The 21,007-nt window shown below is 47.6% G+C and carries 21 protein-coding genes and 1 other annotated feature; of the genes, 12 read left to right on the plus strand and 9 right to left on the minus strand.

Going from position 1 to position 21,007, the window contains the following annotated elements; genetic code table 11:
- The first annotated feature begins 42 nt into the window (after window positions 1–42).
- Both KOG47_RS11775 and KOG47_RS11780 read left to right on the plus strand, forming a co-directional pair.
- On the plus strand, window positions 43–720 hold the full coding sequence (locus tag KOG47_RS11775; protein ID WP_074034942.1) for a uracil-DNA glycosylase: 678 nt from the start codon (window positions 43–45) through the stop codon (window positions 718–720).
- Window positions 721–863: 143 nt separating this feature from the next.
- Window positions 864–1,057, plus strand: a binding site (T-box leader).
- A gap of 44 nt (window positions 1,058–1,101) precedes the next feature.
- Window positions 1,102–2,661, plus strand: coding sequence for an aromatic amino acid hydroxylase (locus tag KOG47_RS11780; RefSeq protein WP_214784238.1), 1,560 nt, complete (start codon window positions 1,102–1,104; stop codon window positions 2,659–2,661).
- 49 nt (window positions 2,662–2,710) lie between these two features.
- Here the strand turns inward: KOG47_RS11780 and KOG47_RS11785 are convergent, their stop codons facing one another.
- The gene (locus KOG47_RS11785) at window positions 2,711–3,709 is read right to left on the minus strand and encodes an alpha/beta hydrolase (RefSeq protein ID WP_214784235.1); all 999 of its coding nucleotides are present in this window, start codon (window positions 3,707–3,709) and stop codon (window positions 2,711–2,713) included.
- A 30-nt stretch (window positions 3,710–3,739) separates the two neighbouring features.
- Window positions 3,740–4,561: a Cof-type HAD-IIB family hydrolase gene (locus KOG47_RS11790; protein WP_159563347.1), complete on the minus strand. Its 822-nt coding sequence runs from the start codon at window positions 4,559–4,561 to the stop codon at window positions 3,740–3,742.
- A 129-nt stretch (window positions 4,562–4,690) separates the two neighbouring features.
- Here KOG47_RS11790 and KOG47_RS11795 point away from each other — a divergent pair, with 129 nt between their 5' ends.
- From KOG47_RS11795 to KOG47_RS11810, 4 genes are all read left to right on the plus strand, one after another.
- Window positions 4,691–5,383: a response regulator transcription factor gene (locus KOG47_RS11795; protein WP_015880495.1), complete on the plus strand. Its 693-nt coding sequence runs from the start codon at window positions 4,691–4,693 to the stop codon at window positions 5,381–5,383.
- Window positions 5,380–6,759 carry a sensor histidine kinase gene (locus tag KOG47_RS11800; RefSeq protein ID WP_214691309.1) on the plus strand — a complete coding sequence of 460 codons (1,380 nt, stop codon included), beginning with the start codon at window positions 5,380–5,382 and terminating at the stop codon, window positions 6,757–6,759. Before KOG47_RS11795 ends, KOG47_RS11800 begins: the two co-directional genes overlap by 4 nt.
- Window positions 6,760–6,823: 64 nt before the next feature.
- Window positions 6,824–7,189: a DUF1499 domain-containing protein gene (locus KOG47_RS11805; protein ID WP_159563348.1), complete on the plus strand. Its 366-nt coding sequence runs from the start codon at window positions 6,824–6,826 to the stop codon at window positions 7,187–7,189.
- Window positions 7,186–8,610 carry a dihydrolipoyl dehydrogenase family protein gene (locus KOG47_RS11810; RefSeq protein WP_159563349.1) on the plus strand — a complete coding sequence of 475 codons (1,425 nt, stop codon included), beginning with the start codon at window positions 7,186–7,188 and terminating at the stop codon, window positions 8,608–8,610. Before KOG47_RS11805 ends, KOG47_RS11810 begins: the two co-directional genes overlap by 4 nt.
- A gap of 33 nt (window positions 8,611–8,643) precedes the next feature.
- On the opposite strand, the gene KOG47_RS11815 is transcribed toward KOG47_RS11810, so the two are convergent.
- From KOG47_RS11815 to KOG47_RS11825, 3 genes are all read right to left on the minus strand, one after another.
- Entirely contained in the window at window positions 8,644–9,423 is a 780-nt protein-coding gene (locus KOG47_RS11815; protein WP_074034931.1) for a flagellar motor protein MotB, read from the minus strand.
- Entirely contained in the window at window positions 9,401–10,183 is a 783-nt protein-coding gene (gene motA, locus KOG47_RS11820) for a flagellar motor stator protein MotA (RefSeq protein ID WP_015880500.1), read from the minus strand. Before motA ends, KOG47_RS11815 begins: the two co-directional genes overlap by 23 nt.
- 86 nt (window positions 10,184–10,269) lie before the next feature.
- Entirely contained in the window at window positions 10,270–10,461 is a 192-nt protein-coding gene (locus KOG47_RS11825; RefSeq protein ID WP_224862903.1) for a hypothetical protein, read from the minus strand.
- A gap of 200 nt (window positions 10,462–10,661) precedes the next feature.
- On the opposite strand from KOG47_RS11825, the gene KOG47_RS11830 reads away from it, so the two are divergent.
- Window positions 10,662–12,041 (plus strand): TrkH family potassium uptake protein, encoded by a 1,380-nt coding sequence (locus KOG47_RS11830; RefSeq protein ID WP_215244287.1) that lies wholly within the window; start codon window positions 10,662–10,664, stop codon window positions 12,039–12,041.
- A 153-nt stretch (window positions 12,042–12,194) separates the two neighbouring features.
- The gene (locus KOG47_RS11835; RefSeq protein WP_159563351.1) at window positions 12,195–12,479 is read left to right on the plus strand and encodes a hypothetical protein; all 285 of its coding nucleotides are present in this window, start codon (window positions 12,195–12,197) and stop codon (window positions 12,477–12,479) included.
- A gap of 69 nt (window positions 12,480–12,548) precedes the next feature.
- Here the strand turns inward: KOG47_RS11835 and KOG47_RS11840 are convergent, their stop codons facing one another.
- Window positions 12,549–13,619, minus strand: a complete 1,071-nt coding sequence (locus KOG47_RS11840) for an SDR family oxidoreductase (protein WP_159563352.1) — start codon at window positions 13,617–13,619, stop codon at window positions 12,549–12,551.
- A complete protein-coding gene (locus KOG47_RS11845; protein WP_214691306.1) occupies window positions 13,616–15,790 on the minus strand; it encodes a PAS domain-containing sensor histidine kinase in 2,175 nt (724 codons plus the stop codon). Before KOG47_RS11845 ends, KOG47_RS11840 begins: the two co-directional genes overlap by 4 nt.
- Window positions 15,791–15,916: 126 nt before the next feature.
- On the opposite strand from KOG47_RS11845, the gene KOG47_RS11850 reads away from it, so the two are divergent.
- Together KOG47_RS11850 and KOG47_RS11855 are read left to right on the plus strand one after the other, a co-directional pair.
- The gene (locus tag KOG47_RS11850; protein ID WP_015880505.1) at window positions 15,917–16,411 is read left to right on the plus strand and encodes a restriction endonuclease; all 495 of its coding nucleotides are present in this window, start codon (window positions 15,917–15,919) and stop codon (window positions 16,409–16,411) included.
- Window positions 16,412–16,628: 217 nt separating this feature from the next.
- A complete protein-coding gene (locus KOG47_RS11855; RefSeq protein WP_015880506.1) occupies window positions 16,629–17,111 on the plus strand; it encodes an LURP-one-related family protein in 483 nt (160 codons plus the stop codon).
- Window positions 17,112–17,167: 56 nt separating this feature from the next.
- Here KOG47_RS11855 and KOG47_RS11860 read toward each other — a convergent pair whose 3' ends face one another.
- The gene (locus tag KOG47_RS11860) at window positions 17,168–17,791 is read right to left on the minus strand and encodes a DUF1836 domain-containing protein (protein ID WP_015880507.1); all 624 of its coding nucleotides are present in this window, start codon (window positions 17,789–17,791) and stop codon (window positions 17,168–17,170) included.
- 151 nt (window positions 17,792–17,942) lie between these two features.
- Between KOG47_RS11860 and KOG47_RS11865 the strand changes: the two genes are divergently transcribed.
- Window positions 17,943–18,593 (plus strand): diacylglycerol/polyprenol kinase family protein, encoded by a 651-nt coding sequence (locus tag KOG47_RS11865; protein WP_214691305.1) that lies wholly within the window; start codon window positions 17,943–17,945, stop codon window positions 18,591–18,593.
- A 155-nt stretch (window positions 18,594–18,748) separates the two neighbouring features.
- Window positions 18,749–19,669 carry a UDP-N-acetylmuramate dehydrogenase gene (gene murB / locus KOG47_RS11870; protein ID WP_215244288.1) on the plus strand — a complete coding sequence of 307 codons (921 nt, stop codon included), beginning with the start codon at window positions 18,749–18,751 and terminating at the stop codon, window positions 19,667–19,669.
- A gap of 97 nt (window positions 19,670–19,766) precedes the next feature.
- On the opposite strand, the gene ald is transcribed toward murB, so the two are convergent.
- Window positions 19,767–20,897: an alanine dehydrogenase gene (gene ald / locus KOG47_RS11875; protein WP_215244289.1), complete on the minus strand. Its 1,131-nt coding sequence runs from the start codon at window positions 20,895–20,897 to the stop codon at window positions 19,767–19,769.
- Window positions 20,898–21,007 lie beyond the last annotated feature (110 nt).

The following is a 21,007-nucleotide window of genomic DNA, read 5'->3' on the forward strand; positions in this document are numbered from 1 at the left end:
CATTTATTTTGGGTATGATACAAAGGGAAAGGGGAGTATGCAATGGCAGATCAGTTATCGAGTCGACTACTTGGAGATTGGACGGATATTGTCCAAGAAGAGATGAAACGACCTTATTTTCAACAGTTGAAGCAATTCGTCGACCAAGCTTATGAAGAAACGATCGTTTACCCGGCCCGAGAAGATATTTGGAACGCATTTATTCATACAAAATTTAGTGAAGTGAAGTGCGTCATTTTAGGGCAAGATCCGTACCACGGACCGAATCAAGCGCATGGACTCAGTTTTTCGGTGCAGGACGGGGTTCGTTTCCCACCGTCTCTACGAAACATCTTTCAAGAACTAAAAGATGACGTTGGATGTGATCTCCCGAAGAGTGGCAATCTCGAGAAATGGGCGAAACAAGGCGTCCTTCTCTTAAATACGGCACTGACGGTTGAAGCGGGAAAGGCGGGCTCTCACCGTGGAAAAGGATGGGAACAGTTCACTGATTCCATCATTGAGCGGCTCGGGAGTCGTGAGGAACCGATTGTATTCATCTTGTGGGGAAATGATGCGAAGAAGAAAATGAAATGGATTGGAGACCAACATAAAGTGCTCACGTCGGTACATCCAAGTCCTTTGTCATCCCATCGTGGATTCTTCGGTTCTAAGCCATTCTCCAAAGTAAACGATACATTGAAGGAGTGGGGAAAATCTCCGATTGAGTGGTGTCTCTGACAGTTTGCGAAAATTCGCAGGCTGTTTTTTGTTGACGCTTTTGTTTAGCTTTGGTACAGTAACTAACAAGACGTCACTTTAGTGCTTAAAAGCATATATGCATAACAGCATAACTGTAGAAAAGATAAAGAATTGGATATGTAAGAAAAGCGAAGAAAGAACCGAAGTAGAGACATCTTCCCTGGCCCAGAGAGCGTGTGGTGCTGCGAACACGCCCAAAAGATGAATCGAATTACAGTTCCTGAGCTCTCATCATTGAGCGGTCCCCCGTTATCGGATCAAGCGGCTAGAATTTTTCTAGCAACCAGGGTGGTACCGCGGCTTTGTCGTCCCTATCGATTCAATCGATAGGGATTTTTTGATTTTAAAGGAGGACTTCACATGTTGACACAATCGATTCCAAAACACCTAGCCCCACATATTTCACCGCAGTTCTACAATGAATACACACCAACAGATCATGCCGTTTGGCGTTTCGTGTTGCGGTTGAACTTGCACACGTTAGAAGGGAAGGCGCATCCGTTTTACATCGAAGGATTGAAACGGACGGGAATGGGACCGGATCGATTGCCGAACGTCGAACAGATGACGGATGAGATGCAGGCGGCAGGATGGTCGACGGTCGCAGTGGATGGGCTCATCCCCGGCGTTGCCTTTTTTGACTTCCAAGGAAACGGGATGCTCCCGGTCGCGACAGACATTCGGAAAGTCGAGAATATTTTATACAGTCCAGCCCCTGATATCATTCACGAGGCGGCGGGACATGCGCCAATGTTGATGGACCCGACGTTTTCGGCAATCGTCAAACGCTTCGGTCAATTAGGGGCCAAGGCGTTCATGAACCGAGAAGAACATGCCTCGTTCGCCGCATTGAAACGCTTGACGATTGTGAAGGAGAATGCGAATTCGACCGAACAGGATATCGAGGCGGCGGAGAAAGCCGTACATGAGGCGAAAGCGCAAGTGACTGGCTTTTCTGAAGCACAACAGGTCGCGCGTATCTTTTGGTGGACCGTTGAATTCGGATTGATTGGTGACCTCGACAATCCGATGATTTACGGGGCTGGCCTCTTATCATCGGTAGGAGAGAGCCGTCACTGTCTGACAGATGCGGTCGTCAAACATCCATTCGACTTGGAGCACGCGCTACAGACGAAGCAAGACGTGACAAACATGCAAAAAGAGCTATTCGTTATTCCAAACTTTGAGACGCTCTCTTCTGTCTTAGATGAACTAGAGGGAAGAATGGCGATTCGAAAAGGTGGGATTGAATCTGTGGCGAAAGCGTTGGCGTCAGGAAGTCAATCGACGATTCGACTTGAAGATGGATCAGAACGTGTCGGCATCGTTCGTCACATGACGGAGTCGAAAGAACATACGCTCATTCAATGGGATGAATGTTCAATTGTACAACATGGACAGCTCACGCAAAAAGAGCGACACGGGCTACTGATTGCTCATGACACAGAGTCCGCGCTCGATCGCGATGACCTCTTTGAGGACGGGACGAGCATTCGGCAAGCATGTGCATCCGGTGCACTCGAAGACGTGACGGTTCACCTAGAAGGACGGACGATCTCACTCGACTCGCTAGAAGTACGCGTCGATTCGCTTCCATCAGTTTTCCCAGGAACAACGGTAGACGAGCTGATGATGATTGAAAAACCGGTGATCATCGAACGGGATGAACGTGTATGGACGAACGATGATCCGATGTTCAACCGCATCCATCTCATGCGTGAGCGGGGAGAATCAATCGATGGTCTCATCCCAGAGATTTTAACGAACCACCCTGACGCCTGGTTATTACACATCGAGTGCCTGGAGTTGGTGAAGGATGAAGGACTGAAACAGACATTGATTGAACGTCTTGAAGCATTGCGTCAAACTTCCCCATCCCGAAATGAATTGATTGGTCGCGCGTTCGAACTATTGCGCTAACGAAAAGAGGCGACGTTTTCCACTGTAGGAGAACGTCGCCTCTTGTGCATTATACAGATTGATTTGTCGTTTCACGTAAGAACGTAATCAAACGACGATACGTGGAATTAGCCGCTGGGCGGTCCATTTCGAAGTAATAGTTATGGCCAAGCTCGTGCTCGTTCCGATCATAAAAGACAGTCGTGACATCCGTACGTCCTGAAAGAATCGTTGCAAATTCCTTGGCCTGCTCCTCAAAGGAATGGTCATTCCCGTCCGCGATAAACGTTGGGACGAATGTGGCCGGTACATTGACGAGTGGCGACGCTTCAGCAACGACCGGGAGAGTCTCCCAATTGTATGTGCCGAAGTATGCCCATCCGATTCGTTTGAACAAGAAGCGGTTCACTGACTTCGATGATTCGAGCCATGTGCGCTTCAAGTCGAGCGGTGCAGACAAGAGGATGGCACCGAGGATTGAGGATTTTGGTACGACTTGTCCCACTTCAGCAGAAGGCGAATAGTCGTCATTCAACTGGATCCCGACAAACTGTGCAGCGAGCTGTCCACCATTCGAATCACCTGCAAAGAAGACGCGGTCTAAATCGAGACGGAAGCGGTCATTGTTCTCAGCGATGAACGAGTACGCTTCTTCGATTTGTTTGAGCGGGGTCGGGTACATCACGTCAGGTGCGAGTGCGTAATTGATACTGACGACGTTGTAGCCGTTACTCGCAATTGAAGTGGCGTATTTTAACACATCCGATTTATCCCCACCAACGAATGATCCGCCATGTACCCAAAAAATGGTAGGGACCGTGCGGCTATTTCCTTCATAACGGATCAAATCAAAGGTTCCATTGTCATAAGAAGACAAGTAGTCGATGTCTTTTCGGACAGACGTCTTTTGAACGACTTCCTCGAATCCCTTCATCTCCACTTCGTTTCCCCCCGCAAACGAAGTTTTGATTAAACGTGTGGCTGGTTTCGGTGAGAGGAACACATAAGCCGCTCCTGCGACCGCAGTTCCAATCAATCCGACTCCAGCTCGTTTCAACCCTTTATTCATCTTCCTTCCTCCCTTTCTACAATCAGAAGCTTATTGCGTGACGAGTACGTCCGCCATGTACGTTTCGATGACATGAGCGATTCCGTCTTCGTTGTTTGATTTTGTTATGAAGTCCGCTTTTCCTTTGACCGTCGTGTTAGCATTTCCCATCGCGACGCCGAGGCCGGCCCATTCAATCATCGTCAAATCATTGTTTCCGTCACCGCAAGCGATGACTTCTTTTTGTGCGATGCCGAGTTGATCTGCAAGGAAGGCGAGACTCGTTCCTTTTGTGACACCGGCTTCAGTAAACTCAAGGAAGAACGGTTTTGAACGGGCTACAGCCAATTTCCCGGCCAATTCTGTTTGTAGCTTCGTTTCGATTGGAGCGAGTGTGTCGCCATCCGCAAGCATCAAACATTTGACGACCGGAGCTGTCACGGCATCTTTAAAGTTGTCGACATGAATGACCGGCATTCCCGTCAATTCACCTTCGATATCCGTATAAGGGTTCGGGCGATCGGTTACGATTTCGTTACCGACGTACGTATGAATCGCGATTCCTTCCCGTTCACTGATATCATGGAGATGGGCGACTGTATCCGGCTGGAGCGTGCTCGAGAAAATCTCCTCGTTTGTCGCACAATCGATGACCGAGGCACCGTTGAACGATAAGATGTAGCTTCCGTATTTCGCAAGTTCTAATTCACGGGCTGCTTCCCACATCGCAAACGTTGGTCGTCCGCTCGCGAGAACGACTTTATAGCCGCGCGCCTGTGCATCGAGAAGTGCTTCTTTTGTCTTAGGGGAAATCGTATGGTCGCTCGTGAGGAGCGTATCATCCATATCCAATACAATCATCTTGTAACTCATAGTAGTAGGGGGTCCTCCTTCAGAATCTAATGACTCCATCCTAAACCTTTTTAAGGTCAATTGACAACCTTGTCGCAAAAACGTAACTATAATGTAGAGAAGTGAACTCTAGAAGAGGTGGAAATCGATATGAATCGAATTTTAGTAGCTGAGGATGAACATGCGATTCGCAGCTTCATTATTGTCAATTTAAAACGAGCCGGATTCGACGTCTTTGAGGCGACGAACGGGCGAGAAGCGGTCACCGCATTTGACCGTGAACCGTTCGATGTCGTCCTATTGGATGTCATGATGCCGGAAATGGACGGATTCGAAGCATGTGCTGCCATTCGTGATCTTGACGAAAATGTAGGGATCATTATGTTGACGGCACGGACGCTCGAAGAAGATAAAATTGAAGGGCTCGGTAAAGGTGCAGACGACTACATCGCCAAACCGTTCAGTCCAGGTGAATTAGTGGCGCGCATCCAAGCGTTGTTGCGCCGTGTCGAAAAAGTGAAACGAAAAGATTCGAAACGCTTGAAGTCGGGACCGTTCGCAATCGACCTCGCCGCAAAACAAGTGACGAAGTATGGACAGTCGATCGATTTGACGCCGACCGAGTATGACTTGATCTGTCATCTCGTCCAAAACGAAGAGATCGTCTTGTCACGTGATGCGCTACTCGATGCTGTATGGGGCGTCAACTATTTCGGTGACCGAAAGACAGTCGACGTCAACATTCGTCGCTTGCGTCAAAAAATTGAAGATGACCCGAGTCATCCGGTCTACATCGAGACGTTGTGGGGTCACGGATATAAATGGCGGAGACATGAGGCATGAAACAACAGTTAGTCATTCGCATGATGATTGTCGTGACGATCGTCTTGCTCTTGCTCGTCAGCATTTTGTCTTACGGGACGTATCGCTACTATTACGAGTATGAGTCGGAAGCGTTACTAGGTCATGCGACAACGAGTGCATATCTATACCCTCAAGCCCAAGTTGGGTTTGAAACGCCGAGCGCCTTTTCAGTCCTCGTCCGAACATTCGGATATCCTGGAACTGATTTGACGATTGTCGACCGGAGCGGTTCGATTGTCAAAACGACGGGACAACGAACAAGGCAGGCCTCTTTCTCTCAAGAACAGTTACAGCAACTGTCGCAAGGAGAGTCCGTCGTGCAGGACTATGACGTCGGGGATGAACATTACTTGTCGGTCACGAGTCCCATTATGACGAACGATACGTCCGAGTTTGCCATCAGTTTCACGCGACCGCTTGAAGACTTGGACACGCTCATTCGCGAAATTTGGATGACGGTCGTCATGATTGGCGTCTTGATCTGGTTGCTCGCCCTATACACCGTCATCAGGATTGCCGATCGTTTCGTCAGACCGATTCGTCACATCATCGAGGCGGCCGATGAGATGGCTCAGGGCGACTTCGATGTATCCGTTGAGTCAAATGAGAAACATGAGCTTGGAGCCTTGGCTCGAACGCTCACGTATTTAGGCGCGAAAGTCCAGCAGCATCAGTCGACACGTAACGAATTCCTCTCGAGTGTATCGCACGAACTCAGAACACCACTCACATCGATTAAGGGATGGACCGAGACGATTCGGGGTGGTGATGAGAAACTATCTGAAGAGACGGAGCTCGGTTTAAGCATCATCCATTCGGAGACAGAGCGCATGATCGGTCTCGTCGAACAGCTTCTCGACTATACAAAAATTGAGGAGAGTCGGTTGGTCTTGTATCGCCAAGAACTGGACCTGGTCTCTTTGTTACGTCAAGTGACTCTGCAATTAAAACAGTCACTTGAAGACAAAAGCATCACACTCATCGAACGCTATCCTCAAAAATCGGTCGGACTATTTGATGAGAATCGTTTGAAACAAGTGTTCTTAAATATCCTCGAGAACGCGATTCGTTTCTCGCCAGACGGAGGAACGTTGACCATCCGCTTCGTGCAATCGGAACGTGTTGCCTTCATCTCGATTATCGATGAAGGTCCCGGCATTTCACGAGAGCATTTGCAGCGCATCACCGAGATGTTCTATCAGGCTCATGTCACAGAAGGTAGTAGCGGGCTTGGACTTGCGATTTCAAAAGAATTGATTGAAGCGCATGAAGGCAAACTCGTCATCGAGAGCGAGGTCGGACACGGAACGACGGTGACCGTCTTATTGCCGCTCGACCCGAGTGAACTACATTAATAGGATTAAACCTCCCGAATTCAGGCTACATATAGATGTATGTAGACTGAGGGAGGTTTTTATAATGGCCAATCAATCTTTGAAGCCGTTAAAAGGAAGTCCGAATGCTGTGTCAACCCAAACTTCAATTGAAGAATTGCGGATGGACCCACTGCCGTATGCAGGCAGTCGCGGGCAATCAATTGAAGCCATTAAGATGGCGATGAATCAGTTGCCGCGGGCTGAACTGGTGAAGGAAACAGATGAAGGACTTCATTATGTAGTGACTTCTAAAGTGATGCGATTTAAAGATGATGTCGATTTTTTATTTGATGACGCTACTCAACAAGTCGAGTTTCGATCTGCGTCGCGTGTCGGCTATTCAGACTTTGGCGTGAATCGAAAACGAATGGAAGATGTGAGCGAACGATACCGGAGGTTGATTCGATGAAGGACTATCAGTTGATTGTCATCGGTGGCGGTGCTGCCGGGATGACGGTGGCCGCAGGGGCTGCGAATTTAGGCGCAAAGGTCGCACTTGTTGAAAAGAACAAACATTTAGGTGGTGACTGTCTGCATGTCGGATGTGTGCCATCGAAAGCGTTGATTGCCGCTTCAAAAGAAGCGAATGCGATGATGCGCGCGGCCCGAGTTCTCGGAACCGAGTTCAATGGACAAGAGCATTATCAAATGTCAAAAGCGCGTGTCGACAAAGCACGTGCCATTATTCAAGACCATGACGGGACAGAGCGTTTTGAAAAGATTGGCGTCGACGTCTATATCGGAGAAGCCTCGTTCCAAAGTCCGCACGAATTAAAAGTAGGGAACGAGTTATTGATCGGGAAAAAATTTGTCATCTCGACGGGGTCGAAACCGACAGTTCCTCCAATCGATGGACTCGATCAAGTCCCATACTTAACGAACGAAACGGTCTTTGAAGAAGAGACGCTCCCGGAGAGCCTGATTGTCATCGGCGCCGGAACGGTCGGACTTGAATTGGCCCAGTCCTTTGTCCGACTCGGCTCACAAGTGACCGTGCTAGAGGCGCAGGATGATTTCCTACCTAAAGAAGACGAGGACGTCGCCACCTATTTGAAATCTCAACTCGAGATGGCGATGCGCTTGAAAATCGGCGTAAAGGTCAATCGAGTCGATGAGGTCGATGGCCGCATTCGTGTCACGACAGAGGTGAACGGCGAAACGGTCGAATATGAAGCGGACAAACTGCTGATGGCGACGGGTCGCGTTCCCCGAATCGATGCGCTCCGTCTCGACCGGGCGAACGTTCAGGTGACGAAAGGGTATATCGATGTCTCGTCGTCATATCGGACGTCACAATCTCATATCTTTGCGATTGGAGATACGATCAAGACGCTCCCATTCACACACGCCGCTGGAGAAGAAGGGAAGGCGGTTGTCGCGAACGCGCTCTTTGGATTATGGAACAAGGTCGACTATAGTAAGCTCCCGTGGATCACATTCACAGACCCTGAGGTGTTCCACGTCGGGATGACGGAGAGAGAAGCGCGCGAGCGTTACGGTGACGACATTGAGACGTATGAAGCGAAACTGTCCGAAGTGGACCGTTTCATTGCTGAACGCCAAGAAGCAGGCTTTGTCAAAGTGATTACGAAGAAAAATGGAAAAATCATCGGAGCTCATGCAGTCGGTGAATCGGCGGGGGATTGGATGCAAATTGTCGTTTATGCGATGCAACGTGGTGACAAAATCGGGAAGCTGTCTCGTATGATTTACCCGTATCCGTCGCGAAGTGAGGCCGTGAAGAAAGTGACAGACCTTTACTGGCGGAAACGATTGTTCGAAAGCCCACTCACCGAACTGGCGAGACGCTACTTTAAATTGATGCAATAACACAAATCACCCACTCGAACGAGTGGGTGATTGTTAGTTTGGTAAGGTGATGGTTTCAATCATCTTTGGTTCGCCCTCAGAAAGGTCGACGAGTGGTTTGATCAACACCTCGACACGTCGGTTTTTAGAGCGACCTTCTTCTGTATCGTTCGTCGCGATCGGTTTAAACTCACCGTAACTCGCGAGCGTGAATTGAGCCGGGTTCAAGGCATCATTTGCCAAAAGGCCACGCATGAACGCGGTCGCACGTGCCGAACTGAGTTCCCAGTTTGACGGGAAACGTGCTGTATTGATTGGAATGTTATCCGTATGGCCGGAGACGACAATCTCTCGCTTGCCCGCCTTCTCTAAAATTTGACTGATGTTTTGTGCGACGTTACGAGCATCAGCATCGAGAGTCGCCTCTCCTAAGTTGAACAGGGCACGGTCTTGAATCGTCAAGACGAGACCACTTGAATTGATTGTCGCTTTGATTTGGCTTTCGAGACCGTTCTTTTTAATGTATTTGTTTACATCTTCTTTTAACTCGTCAAGTTGAGCCAATTCATACGTCCGTGGGTTGGCGGTCGTATTGGTTTTGTCTGTGCGACTGATGTCACTGTTTGAGGCAGTCGAAGCTTGAAAGACGCTGACGCCTCCAGAGAACACCTGGTTGAAAGACTGTGACATTTTCTCAAGCTTTGTCTGGTCGATGTTACTCGATGCGAATAGTACGATGAAAAGCGCGAGCAACAGTGTCAACAAGTCGGCGTAAGGAATCAGCCAGCCTTCGGGAATATGTTCTTCATGATCATGCTTCTTTTTGCGCTTCATAGTCAGCTCGCTCCTTTGGAGACAAATACACAGACAGTTTATCTTCTAGCGTTTTTGGAGATTCACCACTTTGAATCGATAAAATCCCTTCAATCATCATTTCCTTGATGATGACTTCACTCTTCGAATACTGCTTCAACTTGTTTGCAAACGGGAACCAAAGCACATATCCGGTAAAAATCCCGAAAAGTGTCGCGACGAAGGCCGCAGAAATGGCATGTCCGAGCTTTTCGATATCAGATAAGTCTTTCAAGGCAGCAATCAATCCGATAACGGCTCCGAGTACCCCAAGTGTCGGGGCATATGTCCCGGCTTGAGTGAAGATATCGGCGTTTGCTTTATGACGCTGTTCCATATTTTCGATGTCGCGTGACATGACTTCCGCAATATATTCGGAAGGTTGACCGTCGATGACCATCATCATGCCTTGGCGTAAAAATGGTTCTTCGACTTGTTCAAGTGCCGTTTCGAGGGAGAGGAGTCCCTCTTTTCGGGCTTGGGTCGACAAGTCGACGAATTGCGTGAGCAATCCGGACTTGCTTGGGAGTTCTTGTTTTTTGAACAAGATTTTAAACAGTTTTGGAACATTCTGAAGTTGTTCCTTCGATACAGCGATACTGACAGCCGCGGCTGTACCGACGAAAATGATAACCATTGCGGCAGGGTTGATCAGCGGCGCAACACCTGCTCCTTTTAATAGCATTCCACCGACGAGGGTGAGGAACCCGAGTATGAGTCCGACTAACGTAACGACATCCATGTCTTTGTTTTCCACCTTTCCGAAATAAATCAGGACAAAAAAAGCGAGAGACGCCACTCGTCTCCCGCAACATGCGTTCCCGATGATTAAGCGCCGTTTTCATCAATCAGCATTTGAATGCTGATATTTCGTTCTTCACGCTCTATATCGGTTAATACGTCGTATTTTTTTAACAATGCGTACAATTGATTCACGACTTCTTGCTCGAGTGACCAATTGAGTAACTCTTCTAGCTGAAAATAAAGGTGAGCGGGCATACATTGTGACTGGCGCTCCAACCTTCGTGAGACATCCTCTATCGAATGATCTACCGTACTAGGGTCCACGGTTTCATTCAACCTCCTCAACATTCTTAAAGTCTATCTCCCATAATACCAAAAAATCGAAGAAAGCGTTAGAGATACATTTTCTTGTTGGCATTTATAAAAGCGAGGAGTAACATGGGGCTTAGAATAATAGAAGTGAAGGGGATGTCGTGATGCGACATAGATTGTCAGCGCGTGAGTTGCGCTTGAAACGAATCGAGGTGCTTTACCGAGTCGTATTTGAAAAACCTGCGCGTTTTATCGCGGGAGGATTTTTACTGGCGATTTTTATTGGAGCCACTCTTTTATATATGCCATTTGCGCAAGAAGAATCGGTTTCTTGGATTGATTGTTTGTTTATCGCAACGTCTGCCGGAACGGTCACTGGACTATCGACAGTCGACATCGGCTCCTCGTTTACCCTGTTTGGTGAATTGGTCATTGTCGCCCTCATCCAAATCGGGGGTCTTGGGTTTATGACAATCGCCTTGATGTTGTTAAGTGTACTAGGGAAGAAAATCGGATTAAAACAACGAATTTTGTTACAAGAATCATTGAATTTAGCTGGACCGGGGGGGACAGTTCGTCTCGTTCGGAACATCGTCTTCACGACAGTCATCGTGCAGTTTATCGGGATGTTGTTTTTGACGTTCGAGTTGTTTAGTACAGAGAACTATTCTTTTGGAACAGCACTTTATTACGGTTTCTTCCATGCAGTGTCTGCCTTTAATAATGCGGGATTCGCATTATTTCCAGACAGTCTCATGTCATTTGAGCAGAACACGGCCATCATTGTGACCATCGCCCTCATGATTATGATTGGAGGTCTTGGATTCACGACGATTGCCGATGCCACGGAAGTGAGAGGCTGGAAACGTCTCGCCCTCCATTCAAAAATCATGATTTTGTCACTCTTGGTCATCAATGGTGTCGCTTGGTTCGTCCTCATGATGTTTGAATGGCTATCGAATGAAGGGGTATTGTATGGTCGATCCCTCGGTGAGGCGTTACATGTGACGTTCTTCCAAGCCGTGACGACAAGGACGGCCGGCTTCAATTCCATTGATATCGCGACCATGGCTCCAGCCTCGATCGGTTTGATTTTGATTCTGATGTATATCGGGGCAGGAGCGGCTTCGACCGGGTCGGGGATCAAAGTGACGACGCTTGCCGTTATCTTTGCGGATATGTGGGCCTTCATCGCAGGTAAGAAAGAAACGGTCATCATGGAGCGCACGATTGATGCGTTTCAAATCAAAAAGGCATACGTCGTCGCCATCTCAAGTTTCTTGTTCATTATGATGATCACGACACTCGTCATTTTGTCGAACGGCCACATTCCGGCGACTGCCATTCTATTCGAGACGGTCTCGGCGTTTGGGACAGTAGGGTTATCGCTCGGCATCACAGCGGAATTGAATGATGCCGGGAAGGGGCTGATCATGTTCATGATGCTTCTCGGACGTGTCGGATCGTTGACCATTCTCTTTACCGTCGCACGTCAAGCCGACCGGAAGATTCGCTATCCGAAAGAGAAGATTTTGATTGGTTGAACATGTATTGTAGGCTGCATTCCTCATGAAGGAGTTGCAGCCTTTTTTGAGGTATCGTAGTCAAGAGCGACACAGATTTTTGATGGTCTTCATCGTATGCAATAATTGGTATATAATGGGTTAGGGAATGAATCGATAAAGGAGGATTTGGACTTGTTATCTTGGCTCGGTATGACAAAAGGTGAGAAGACAGGGCGCCCGTTCTTCGGGGATGTGTCGAAACGAGCGGTAACGCTTGTGTTACTCTCCTCGTTGATGTTGATGTATGGTGTGAAGTCGCTATTGGTTTACCTGATTCCAACTGCATACTTGGAGGATGCGATCGTTGCGGTTCTTCCTGGTATCGTAGGGCTCCTTGTGGCATTGGTCTATATCCTCGTCCTCGAGCGTCTGCTTCACGATCAAGCGGTGTCTCGTAACGACGCGGATGAGATATAAACAAGTGTACGATGATTCACGGCGTATACTTGTTCATTTAATTTCAATCATAGTTGAAGCCCTGACGAATCAGGGCTTTTTGTGTGCCATATAATAATGGACAATCTCAGGGAGGTAATCCTGGAGGTCTGGACATACGATGCCCGTTCCGTCGAGTGCCCGTATCGTTTGTGTCGTGTCAAAGTGAACAGGATGTTTAAAGTACTCCAATAGTTCGTGAGGAACCTCAAGTCGCTTGGCACCATTCCAAGCAGTAAATGCCGCGTCAGCAACGGCATGAGGAACGGTTCCGCGAGGAGAACGCTGAAACATCGTCTCATGCAACATACGATATACCTCTCGTGCGCCATGTGGGAATGGGTCCGTCAAATGAAATGTCCGCTTCAGGCCGTTTGGAGAATGAGCTAGGAAAGCGGTCGCTTCTACTACATAATCGTACGGAACGAGGTTTACCTCAACATTCGCCCGCCCGATGTAAGGGAGTGGTCGCATCTGCTGGAGTTGTGTCATCAATTGTAAGACGAAATAGACACCGTCGAACTTTTTCGTTTCGCCCGTGCGACTATGTCCGATTACGATCCCAGGACGAATGACAGTGATTGGCATGCCACCCATTTCTCTTGAAACGAGTGCCTCTGCTTCATATTTAGTCGCCTCATAATGATTTTTAAACTGGACCCGATGCCATAATTCATTTTCATAAACCGTCCCACGGCGACGTCCGGCGATATAGGCGGTACTGAAGTACACATAACGCTTCAATTGTTTCGAGCGTTTGGCGAACGCGGTCACATGTTTGGTTCCGAGTATATTGACGCGATAACCGATGTCATAAGGAATACTCAAGTCATATGCGGCGGCGAGATGGAAAATGTAATGTACATCGCGTTCAATGACAGACCGCATAATCGGGTCGAGAATCACTTCGGGTAACGTGATGTCTGCTTCAACAAGGACGAGCTGGTGCGGTGCAAGCGACGTCGTTGACAGTAGCGTATCTCGTAGCTCTTCTGCATCACGTTGTTGGTTCGGAAGATGCAAGGCGTAGATGACTCCGATTTGATGCGGTAACGAAGCGAGGTGTTCAATTAATTTTCCTGCTAAAAAACCAGGGAACCCGGTAAAGGCGTAATTGTTCATGACGTTTCCTCCGCTAAATCTAATGTGAATGTGAAAGTCGACCCTTTTCCGACAGTCGATTCCACTTCGATGCTTCCACCATGTGATTCGATAATTTCTTTACAAATCGACAAACCAAGACCGGTTCCACCAATTTTACGTGTATCCGAATTATCGACCCGATAAAATTTTGTGAATAATTTTTCGAAGGCGTGCTCCGGAATCCCGATACCGAAATCACGAATAGATACATGCGCTTGATTGTGGTCTTGTCGGACCCGTACTTCGATTTCCTGTCTATTCGGGGAATACTTGATCGCATTTGAAATCAAGTTGACGAGAACTTGCTCGATGCGATCTCGGTCGGCAACGAGATGCAAGTCATCATCCGCATTATCGAAATGAATGGTATGATCACTCGTTTCGCGGAAGCGTTCAATCACTTCTAAGACAAGTTCATTCAAAGCGAAATGATCTTGTTTATATTCTTGGTGACCATCTTCCATGCGTTGGATGTCCAAAAAGTCGTTGAGTAGGGCGGTCAATCGTTTCGCTTCCCGCGACATCGTCTTCAAGAAGCGCTCCCGTTTTTCAGGAGTCAAATCCCGAGCGAGCATCAATTCGATATATCCCGATAATGAGGAAAGAGGAGTTCTCAGTTCATGTGAGACCGTGCTCACCAGTTCATTCTTAATCTGGTCCATACGCTCTTCTTCAGTTCGGTTACGGAACACAAACAAGAATCCACTATCCATACCGATTTGTCGTTTTGTATCCATCGTCGTTCCATACATCTCATAGTATTCTTCATCTCGATCGTTTGGCTGTGGGATGGAGAAACGCATCGATACTTCACGCGCTGTCCCATCGAGAAGTTGATCCATCTTTCGTAGCATCTCGCTCCTGTCACGAGGACGGAACGTGGAGAGGAGCGGGATACGCTCCTGAATTTTATTTGGAGCGATGCCCGGTAAGTCCATGAGTCGTCTTGCGTGGACGTTCATGAACAAGACACTCCCGTTCGATTCGGTCAAAACGAACGCTTCATTCGATGCTTGTAAGATTGACTGGATGATATCGCGCTGACGGGCGATGGCATTTTTTTCACGTTCGAGCATACGCTCTACTTTTTTACGGTCGCTGATATCACGCATGACCGCGACTCGTAACGTTTGCCCTTGATACGTCACTTCTTTCGGATACACCTCTAGTTCTAAGAACGTTCCATCTTGCCGACGACCAATCACTTCGTATGGCGTTTGAATGTGATTGCGAATGCGTCGCAACACATCGGCCCGGTACCCTTCCGCGATAAACTCGATAGTCTGGCGTCCCATCATTTGCTCTGCAGGGATTTTAAAGATGGATTCCGCCGCCTTGTTCGCATCGAGAATCATCCCATCTTCATGGAACAGAACGGCTTCGATGACCGATTCGGCAAACATGCGATAACGCTGTTCCTTATAACGGAGCTCACGTTTCAACTCAATCTCGGAACTCACATCAAATACGAAGAAAAAGAAGCCGATGAGTTGCTCTTGCTCATAAACGGGATGCATGAACAATTTGCCGATGAAATGTGTCCGATCTTTACATTGAAACTTCCATTCCCGGTCTCCTTTGTCGAGTGCGAGGCGCAACATTTGTTCGAACGATAGCAACCGTTCCGTCTCGTCTTGATAAGCAGAGCGCTTTTCACTTAATTCTCTCGATTCAAATAAAGCGAACGGTGTCATTTCGTAAAGCACTTCATGGGGCGCATAGCCAAACAGTTCCGTGGCCCCCTGATTGAAACGAGTAATCAACAGATTCGCATCCGTCATGATCATCGCCATGTCGAGTTCAGTATGCATCATCGCCTCAAAAGCGTTGTGTTGAATCGTCACGCGTGTATCATGGGGCAATGGCTCAATGGAGAGGATATATTGATTTTCCCACGGAATGGCGTGTACTCGCATCGTTGGCAGTTCATACATCCAAGGCAGTCCTTGTTCCATCCGACGAGACAATTCCATCGTAATCGGTGACTGATTGACCATATGGAAAAGGTTCGAACGTCTCTGTAGATTCTCAGGAAACTGCTCGAGAAACGGACGGTTTGCCTGAACGATTGTTCCATCTTTCTGTATTAACGCAACTCCGTAAGGTAATGCATGTAGTAACTCACTTTGGAGATTGGCATGATTCTCCATGAACAGTCATCCCTCCTTCGCGGTGTCAGACGAGCACATCTTCTATATCATTCGACAGATCCCCCTTTCATTTCCTGCCCTCAAAACGGTAAAGTGAGGGAGAGGAATTGGAAAGGAAAGATGAGCATGATTGGATTACTCATTGGGATCATCGGTGCCATATGTTTATGGTGGTTCGAGGCACCGCTTTGGAGCAGCGTACTGCTTCTCTTGCTTGGAATTGCATGGTTTATATGGAAAGTAAGGCTGTCGACCATCGACCGCATTGATCGGATGGATGGTCGGGAGTTTGAATTATTTTTAGAGGAAGTGTTCACCGCGCTTGGTTACACGGTCACGGTGACTCCAGCATCACGTGACTTTGGTGCTGACTTGTTATTGGAGACACCGGATGGATGGTCGATTGCCGTTCAAGCAAAGCGTTATGAAAAGACGGTCGGACTCGAAGCGGTTCAACAAATTGCAGCGGCCGTTCCCTATTATCAAGCACACGAAGGCTGGGTCGTGACGAACTCGAATTTCACGGACAGCGCATACGAATTGGCAGCGCCAAATCAAGTTCGTCTGATTGCAAGAATGGAGCTTGAAGAACTCTTAAAAGAAGCGGGATATAAGCGATGAGAATAGGCTTGTTCACAAGTTCGACAGAATCCAAATGATGTCGAAAAAAAAGGGTTGTCTTTTTCTTTAAACGATGCAATAATCATCTTCGTCATATGAAATATGTAGTAGTTGAAACGAGATAAAAACTACACAGAGAAACGATTGGGGTTTTCAGTAATACCCGACCGTACACATACAAACAATCACGGTTGGAACGTGCTAGGAGGAAAAAGCGGTGCGCAAATTAATTTATGTAAAAGGTTGCGTCTTTACACAAGGTGAGGCGACCATTTATGACGAGACAAATGATGCGATCGGATCTGTTCACCGCGACGCGGAAGGCAGTGTCCAAGTGCACAATTTGTCTGGACGACAGATCGCTCATGGGAAATACATCCCAAACTGCCAAAAATGGGTCGTGATGAACCATGATGGACAGGCGATTGGTCAATTGAAAGACAAGTTCTCGTTATTCGGGAAAAAGTGTGAGTACAACGTCTATGAACGCGGACTCTTCACGATTCAATATGATGTGGAACGTCACAAGTTTAGCGTTCGCGACAAAGCAGGTAAACTTGTCGCGGAACTACGGAAACAAGAAGACGATACGTTCTGCTTAACGAAAGAAGCCGATCAGTTATCGATGTTCGAACTCCTTTCCGTCTTAAAGACGTTAACGGTCAAATCACGGATGCCGCTCGCAGCATCTGTCTCATAACGATGACGAGCACCGGTCAAGAGACCGGTGTTTTTTGATACGAAAAAACCGTCTCATCAAATGAAACGGTTCAAATAGTGCTTGGCCTCGAGTTCGAGTGTCGTCACCCGATGTGCGTATAGACAAAGCTTCAAGACGTGAATGATATTTGGATGTTCATAGTTCATCTTTTCGAGCGAACGCTTCGCCCGTGTATCGAGAAGGTCGATCGGGCTTGTTGACTTCGCATACTCCGCGTAAAGTCGATAAAAATCAATCGGTTTGATGAAGTCGTCTTCGTCCCGGTCAGGGTTGTTGAAGATGAGCGCCAACAAGGAACTCGTCTCTTCGAGGGAAAAAAGGTGTTTCAAGTCATCAAGGAGATAAATGATTGCCGCTTGATGCAAGGAATACTTTTTACCGATTCGTGGGACACCGATGATTTTACGAACTTCACGCTTCGTCCAGTTTTGAATCGTCGTCGCAGAGAGATGCTCTCCGGTCAGTGCGTTAGCGAGAGCGACGATTTGGTTAATCGACAAGCCGTTCTTTTCAATATGAAACAAGTGGATTTTTCGAAGCTCTTTTGGGAAATGTTCACGCACGTCTTCAGGGAAGAGGGCGATGGCTCGCTCGATTTCTCCGACCTGCATAAAATGAAGGCAATCTGCCAAAGTTTGAATTGAAGTTGCGTCGCGCATACGGCCACCCTTTCTATCGCCAACAGCGTACGTTGGCTATACAGTCATTTGACCTCATTCTACCAAATGTTTGAAAAGTAAGCTAGGATGGGCACTGATTAAGGTATAATGACGGTATCATACACACTCTATATATGAAGGTGGTCAAGCAATGAATGAATGGATTAGTTCGATTCTTTCCATTGTAGTCGTCCTCGTGTTTCTCGTGGGTCTCGAACACGTCGGGAAGCGTCTGGGATGGACGGATGAAACGATTCGAAAAAGTGTACATATCGCAGTCGGGCATTGGTCGTTATTGGCAGTTTGGTTAATGGATTCATGGTACGTCGCGGCAGTCCCGCTCATTTTCTTCACATTTGCGAATGCGGTCCTGTTATATAAAAGCCCGTCACCGGTGCATCAAACGGAACGAAAATCATTCGGGACTGTATACTATCCGATTGCATTGCTCATTATCTTATACTTCTTCTTCGAGTCCGAGCCGATCGCATTTTTAGCCGGATCACTCGTGCTCGCCTGGGGGGATGGAATGGCTGCACTCATCGGACGCAAATATGGGACGGTCATCTATGATTTATATGGACAAAAGCGTTCTTTCCAAGGAAGCATTGCCATGTTTCTAAGCTCATATGCTGTCTTATTTTTATTGTTTTTGTGGAATGATGTCGTCCTTTGGCAAGTGGTAACATATGGGTTTATCATTTCCATAATCGCTACACTAACTGAAGCGATTTCATATCGAGATTGGGATAACTTTACAATTCCGATCATTGTTGCCATTGCGACATCACTATTGCTATAAACTAATCATGAATTTGTAAGAAAAACGTTGCTTGTCACGTCCAATAATCATTTGTATACTGTGATTCGTACTGAAACCATTCAGTGACGTGCTCGGAACGAATGAAGTGGGACCGAGACACTGATTAAATAGAACATAAAGGATTGAGTGAACGCATGAGCTTTTTACAGCAACTTCAAATGATCATTCCGGCCGAGCGCGTCCTTCAAGACGAGCCATTGTCGGCACACACGTATACAAAACTAGGGGGCAAAGCAGATTACTTCGTGGCTCCACACACGTACGAAGAAGTGCAGGCCGTCTTAAAACTGGCCCACCAAGAAGCGATGCCGTTTATGATTCTTGGCTTCGGTTCTAACTTGATCGTCCGCGATGGCGGCATCCGTGGAATCGTTTTGAACTTGAATGAACTCGACTCGATTTGTCGGGAAGGGAATCAAATAATTGCCCAGGCAGGAGCAGCGATTATCGACGTCTCACGTCAAGCACTGGCAGAGGGATTATCGGGCCTCGAGTTCGCATGTGGGATCCCTGGGACGGTCGGTGGTGCCGTCTACATGAACGCAGGTGCATACGGCGGAGAAACGAAAGACGTCATCACATCTGCGACGGTATTGACGCAGGATGGTCAAGTACTTCATTTATCTAAAGACGAACTCGATCTTGACTATCGAACGAGCCGTGTCTCAAAAGAGGGCTTGATCGTACTCGAGGCAACGTTCGAACTAGAACCGAAAAACTATGAATTGATCAAAGAAGTCATGGACGACTTGACGTATAAACGTGAATCGAAACAACCGCTTGAATACCCTTCGTGTGGTAGTGTGTTCAAACGTCCGCCTGGCTATTTTGCCGGCAAGTTGATTCAAGACTCTGGACTGCAAGGCAAACGCATCGGAGGAGCGGAAGTCTCGCTCAAGCATGCTGGGTTTATCGTCAATATCGATGAGGCGACGGCGACAGAGTACATTTCACTCATCCGTCATGTCCAGGCGACCGTTAAAGAGAAATTTGAAGTGGAATTAGAGCCGGAAGTGAAAATCATCGGGGAAGATATCGCCGTTGAGAACGCATAACGCATAATAAAAGAAGGAATCGGACGATGGTGTTCGGTTTCTTCTTTTTTTGATATAGAAAAAGACGATGAGAACGGGCATCTCATCGTCTTAAAGGTTAAGCTTGTGTTTGTTTTGAGACCGCCTCATGGGCCGGAACGAACGGATATTCCAAATCACGTGCAACCGCTTCATACGTGACCGTTCCGTTGATGACGTTTAGGCCTTTGAGAAGTGCCTCGTTTTCAAGAAGTGCTGGGAATACGCCTTTTTGCGCACACTCGATGATATATGGCATCGTCGCGTTTGTCAGACCCATTGTCGAAGTGCGTGGCACGGCACCTGGCATGTTAGCGACGGCGTAGTGTTGCACGCCATAACGCTCATACGTTGGCGCATCATGCGTCGTGATATGATCGATCGTCTCACAAATCCCACCTTGGTCGATGGCGACGTCGACGATGACCGAACCAGGCGACATGCGCTGTACCATTTCTTCCGTGACGAGTTTTGGTGCTTTTGCTCCTGGGATGAGCACGGCACCAATCACAAGGTCACTCTCAGCCACTTGTTTCGCAATGTTATATTTATTTGAGATCAACGTATTGATTGTGTTTCCGAACAAGTCGTCGATTTGACGAAGACGAGCCGGGCTAATATCCATCAACGTCACGCTCGCCCCAAGACCAATTGCGATTCGAGCTGCATTCATTCCAACGACACCGCCTCCGATGACCGTGACGTTCGCACGAGGCACGCCTGGGAGACCAGACATCAAGATTCCTTTTCCACCATGTGGTTTTTCAAGGATTTGAGCTCCGATTTGCGCAGCCATACGTCCTGCCACTTCACTCATCGGTGTGAGGAGTGGTAACGTGCGATCCACTTCTACTGTCTCGTAGGCGATGGCTGTAATCCCAGAATCGACGAGCGCTTTCGTTAATTCTGGCTCTGCCGCAAGGTGTAAATAGGTGAAGAGCGTCAAGTCAGGACGGAAGTATTGATACTCAGACGGCTGTGGTTCTTTTACTTTGAGAGCGAGTTCGACGCCTTCCCAAACTTCTTTCGCCGTTTCAAGAATCGTTGCACCGGCATCAATATATTCCATATTCGTGAATCCGCTACCGAGACCGGCATTCGTTTCGACGAATACATCATGACCAAGCTCCGTTAACATAAATGCACCCATCGGTGTTAAGGCCACCCGATTTTCATTGTTTTTAATCTCTTTTAATACCCCGATTTTCATGGAACATTCCCCTTTCATTCCGTTGACACAATTTGTTCACACCCCTAGTATAGACCCATTTGAAAACGCTGTCTTTAGCATGGATTCTAAAAACGAAGACGCTCACTTTG

The organism is Exiguobacterium sp. s121 (assembly GCF_018617245.1).
GTDB lineage: Bacteria > Bacillota > Bacilli > Exiguobacteriales > Exiguobacteriaceae > Exiguobacterium > Exiguobacterium profundum.

What these genes read in the sequence shown, in the direction of transcription:
- KOG47_RS11775 (WP_074034942.1), top strand. Translation starts at nt 43, where the DNA reads ATGGCAGATCAGTTATCGAGTCGACTACTTGGAGATTGGACGGATATT.
- KOG47_RS11780 (WP_214784238.1), top strand. Translation starts at nt 1,102, where the DNA reads ATGTTGACACAATCGATTCCAAAACACCTAGCCCCACATATTTCACCG.
- KOG47_RS11785 (WP_214784235.1), bottom strand. Translation starts at nt 3,709, where the DNA reads ATGAATAAAGGGTTGAAACGAGCTGGAGTCGGATTGATTGGAACTGCG.
- KOG47_RS11790 (WP_159563347.1), bottom strand. Translation starts at nt 4,561, where the DNA reads ATGAGTTACAAGATGATTGTATTGGATATGGATGATACGCTCCTCACG.
- KOG47_RS11795 (WP_015880495.1), top strand. Translation starts at nt 4,691, where the DNA reads ATGAATCGAATTTTAGTAGCTGAGGATGAACATGCGATTCGCAGCTTC.
- KOG47_RS11800 (WP_214691309.1), top strand. Translation starts at nt 5,380, where the DNA reads ATGAAACAACAGTTAGTCATTCGCATGATGATTGTCGTGACGATCGTC.
- KOG47_RS11805 (WP_159563348.1), top strand. Translation starts at nt 6,824, where the DNA reads ATGGCCAATCAATCTTTGAAGCCGTTAAAAGGAAGTCCGAATGCTGTG.
- KOG47_RS11810 (WP_159563349.1), top strand. Translation starts at nt 7,186, where the DNA reads ATGAAGGACTATCAGTTGATTGTCATCGGTGGCGGTGCTGCCGGGATG.
- KOG47_RS11815 (WP_074034931.1), bottom strand. Translation starts at nt 9,423, where the DNA reads ATGAAGCGCAAAAAGAAGCATGATCATGAAGAACATATTCCCGAAGGC.
- motA (WP_015880500.1), bottom strand. Translation starts at nt 10,183, where the DNA reads ATGGATGTCGTTACGTTAGTCGGACTCATACTCGGGTTCCTCACCCTC.
- KOG47_RS11830 (WP_215244287.1), top strand. Translation starts at nt 10,662, where the DNA reads ATGCGACATAGATTGTCAGCGCGTGAGTTGCGCTTGAAACGAATCGAG.
- KOG47_RS11840 (WP_159563352.1), bottom strand. Translation starts at nt 13,619, where the DNA reads ATGAACAATTACGCCTTTACCGGGTTCCCTGGTTTTTTAGCAGGAAAA.
- KOG47_RS11845 (WP_214691306.1), bottom strand. Translation starts at nt 15,790, where the DNA reads ATGGAGAATCATGCCAATCTCCAAAGTGAGTTACTACATGCATTACCT.
- KOG47_RS11850 (WP_015880505.1), top strand. Translation starts at nt 15,917, where the DNA reads ATGATTGGATTACTCATTGGGATCATCGGTGCCATATGTTTATGGTGG.
- KOG47_RS11860 (WP_015880507.1), bottom strand. Translation starts at nt 17,791, where the DNA reads ATGCGCGACGCAACTTCAATTCAAACTTTGGCAGATTGCCTTCATTTT.
- KOG47_RS11865 (WP_214691305.1), top strand. Translation starts at nt 17,943, where the DNA reads ATGAATGAATGGATTAGTTCGATTCTTTCCATTGTAGTCGTCCTCGTG.
- murB (WP_215244288.1), top strand. Translation starts at nt 18,749, where the DNA reads ATGAGCTTTTTACAGCAACTTCAAATGATCATTCCGGCCGAGCGCGTC.
- ald (WP_215244289.1), bottom strand. Translation starts at nt 20,897, where the DNA reads ATGAAAATCGGGGTATTAAAAGAGATTAAAAACAATGAAAATCGGGTG.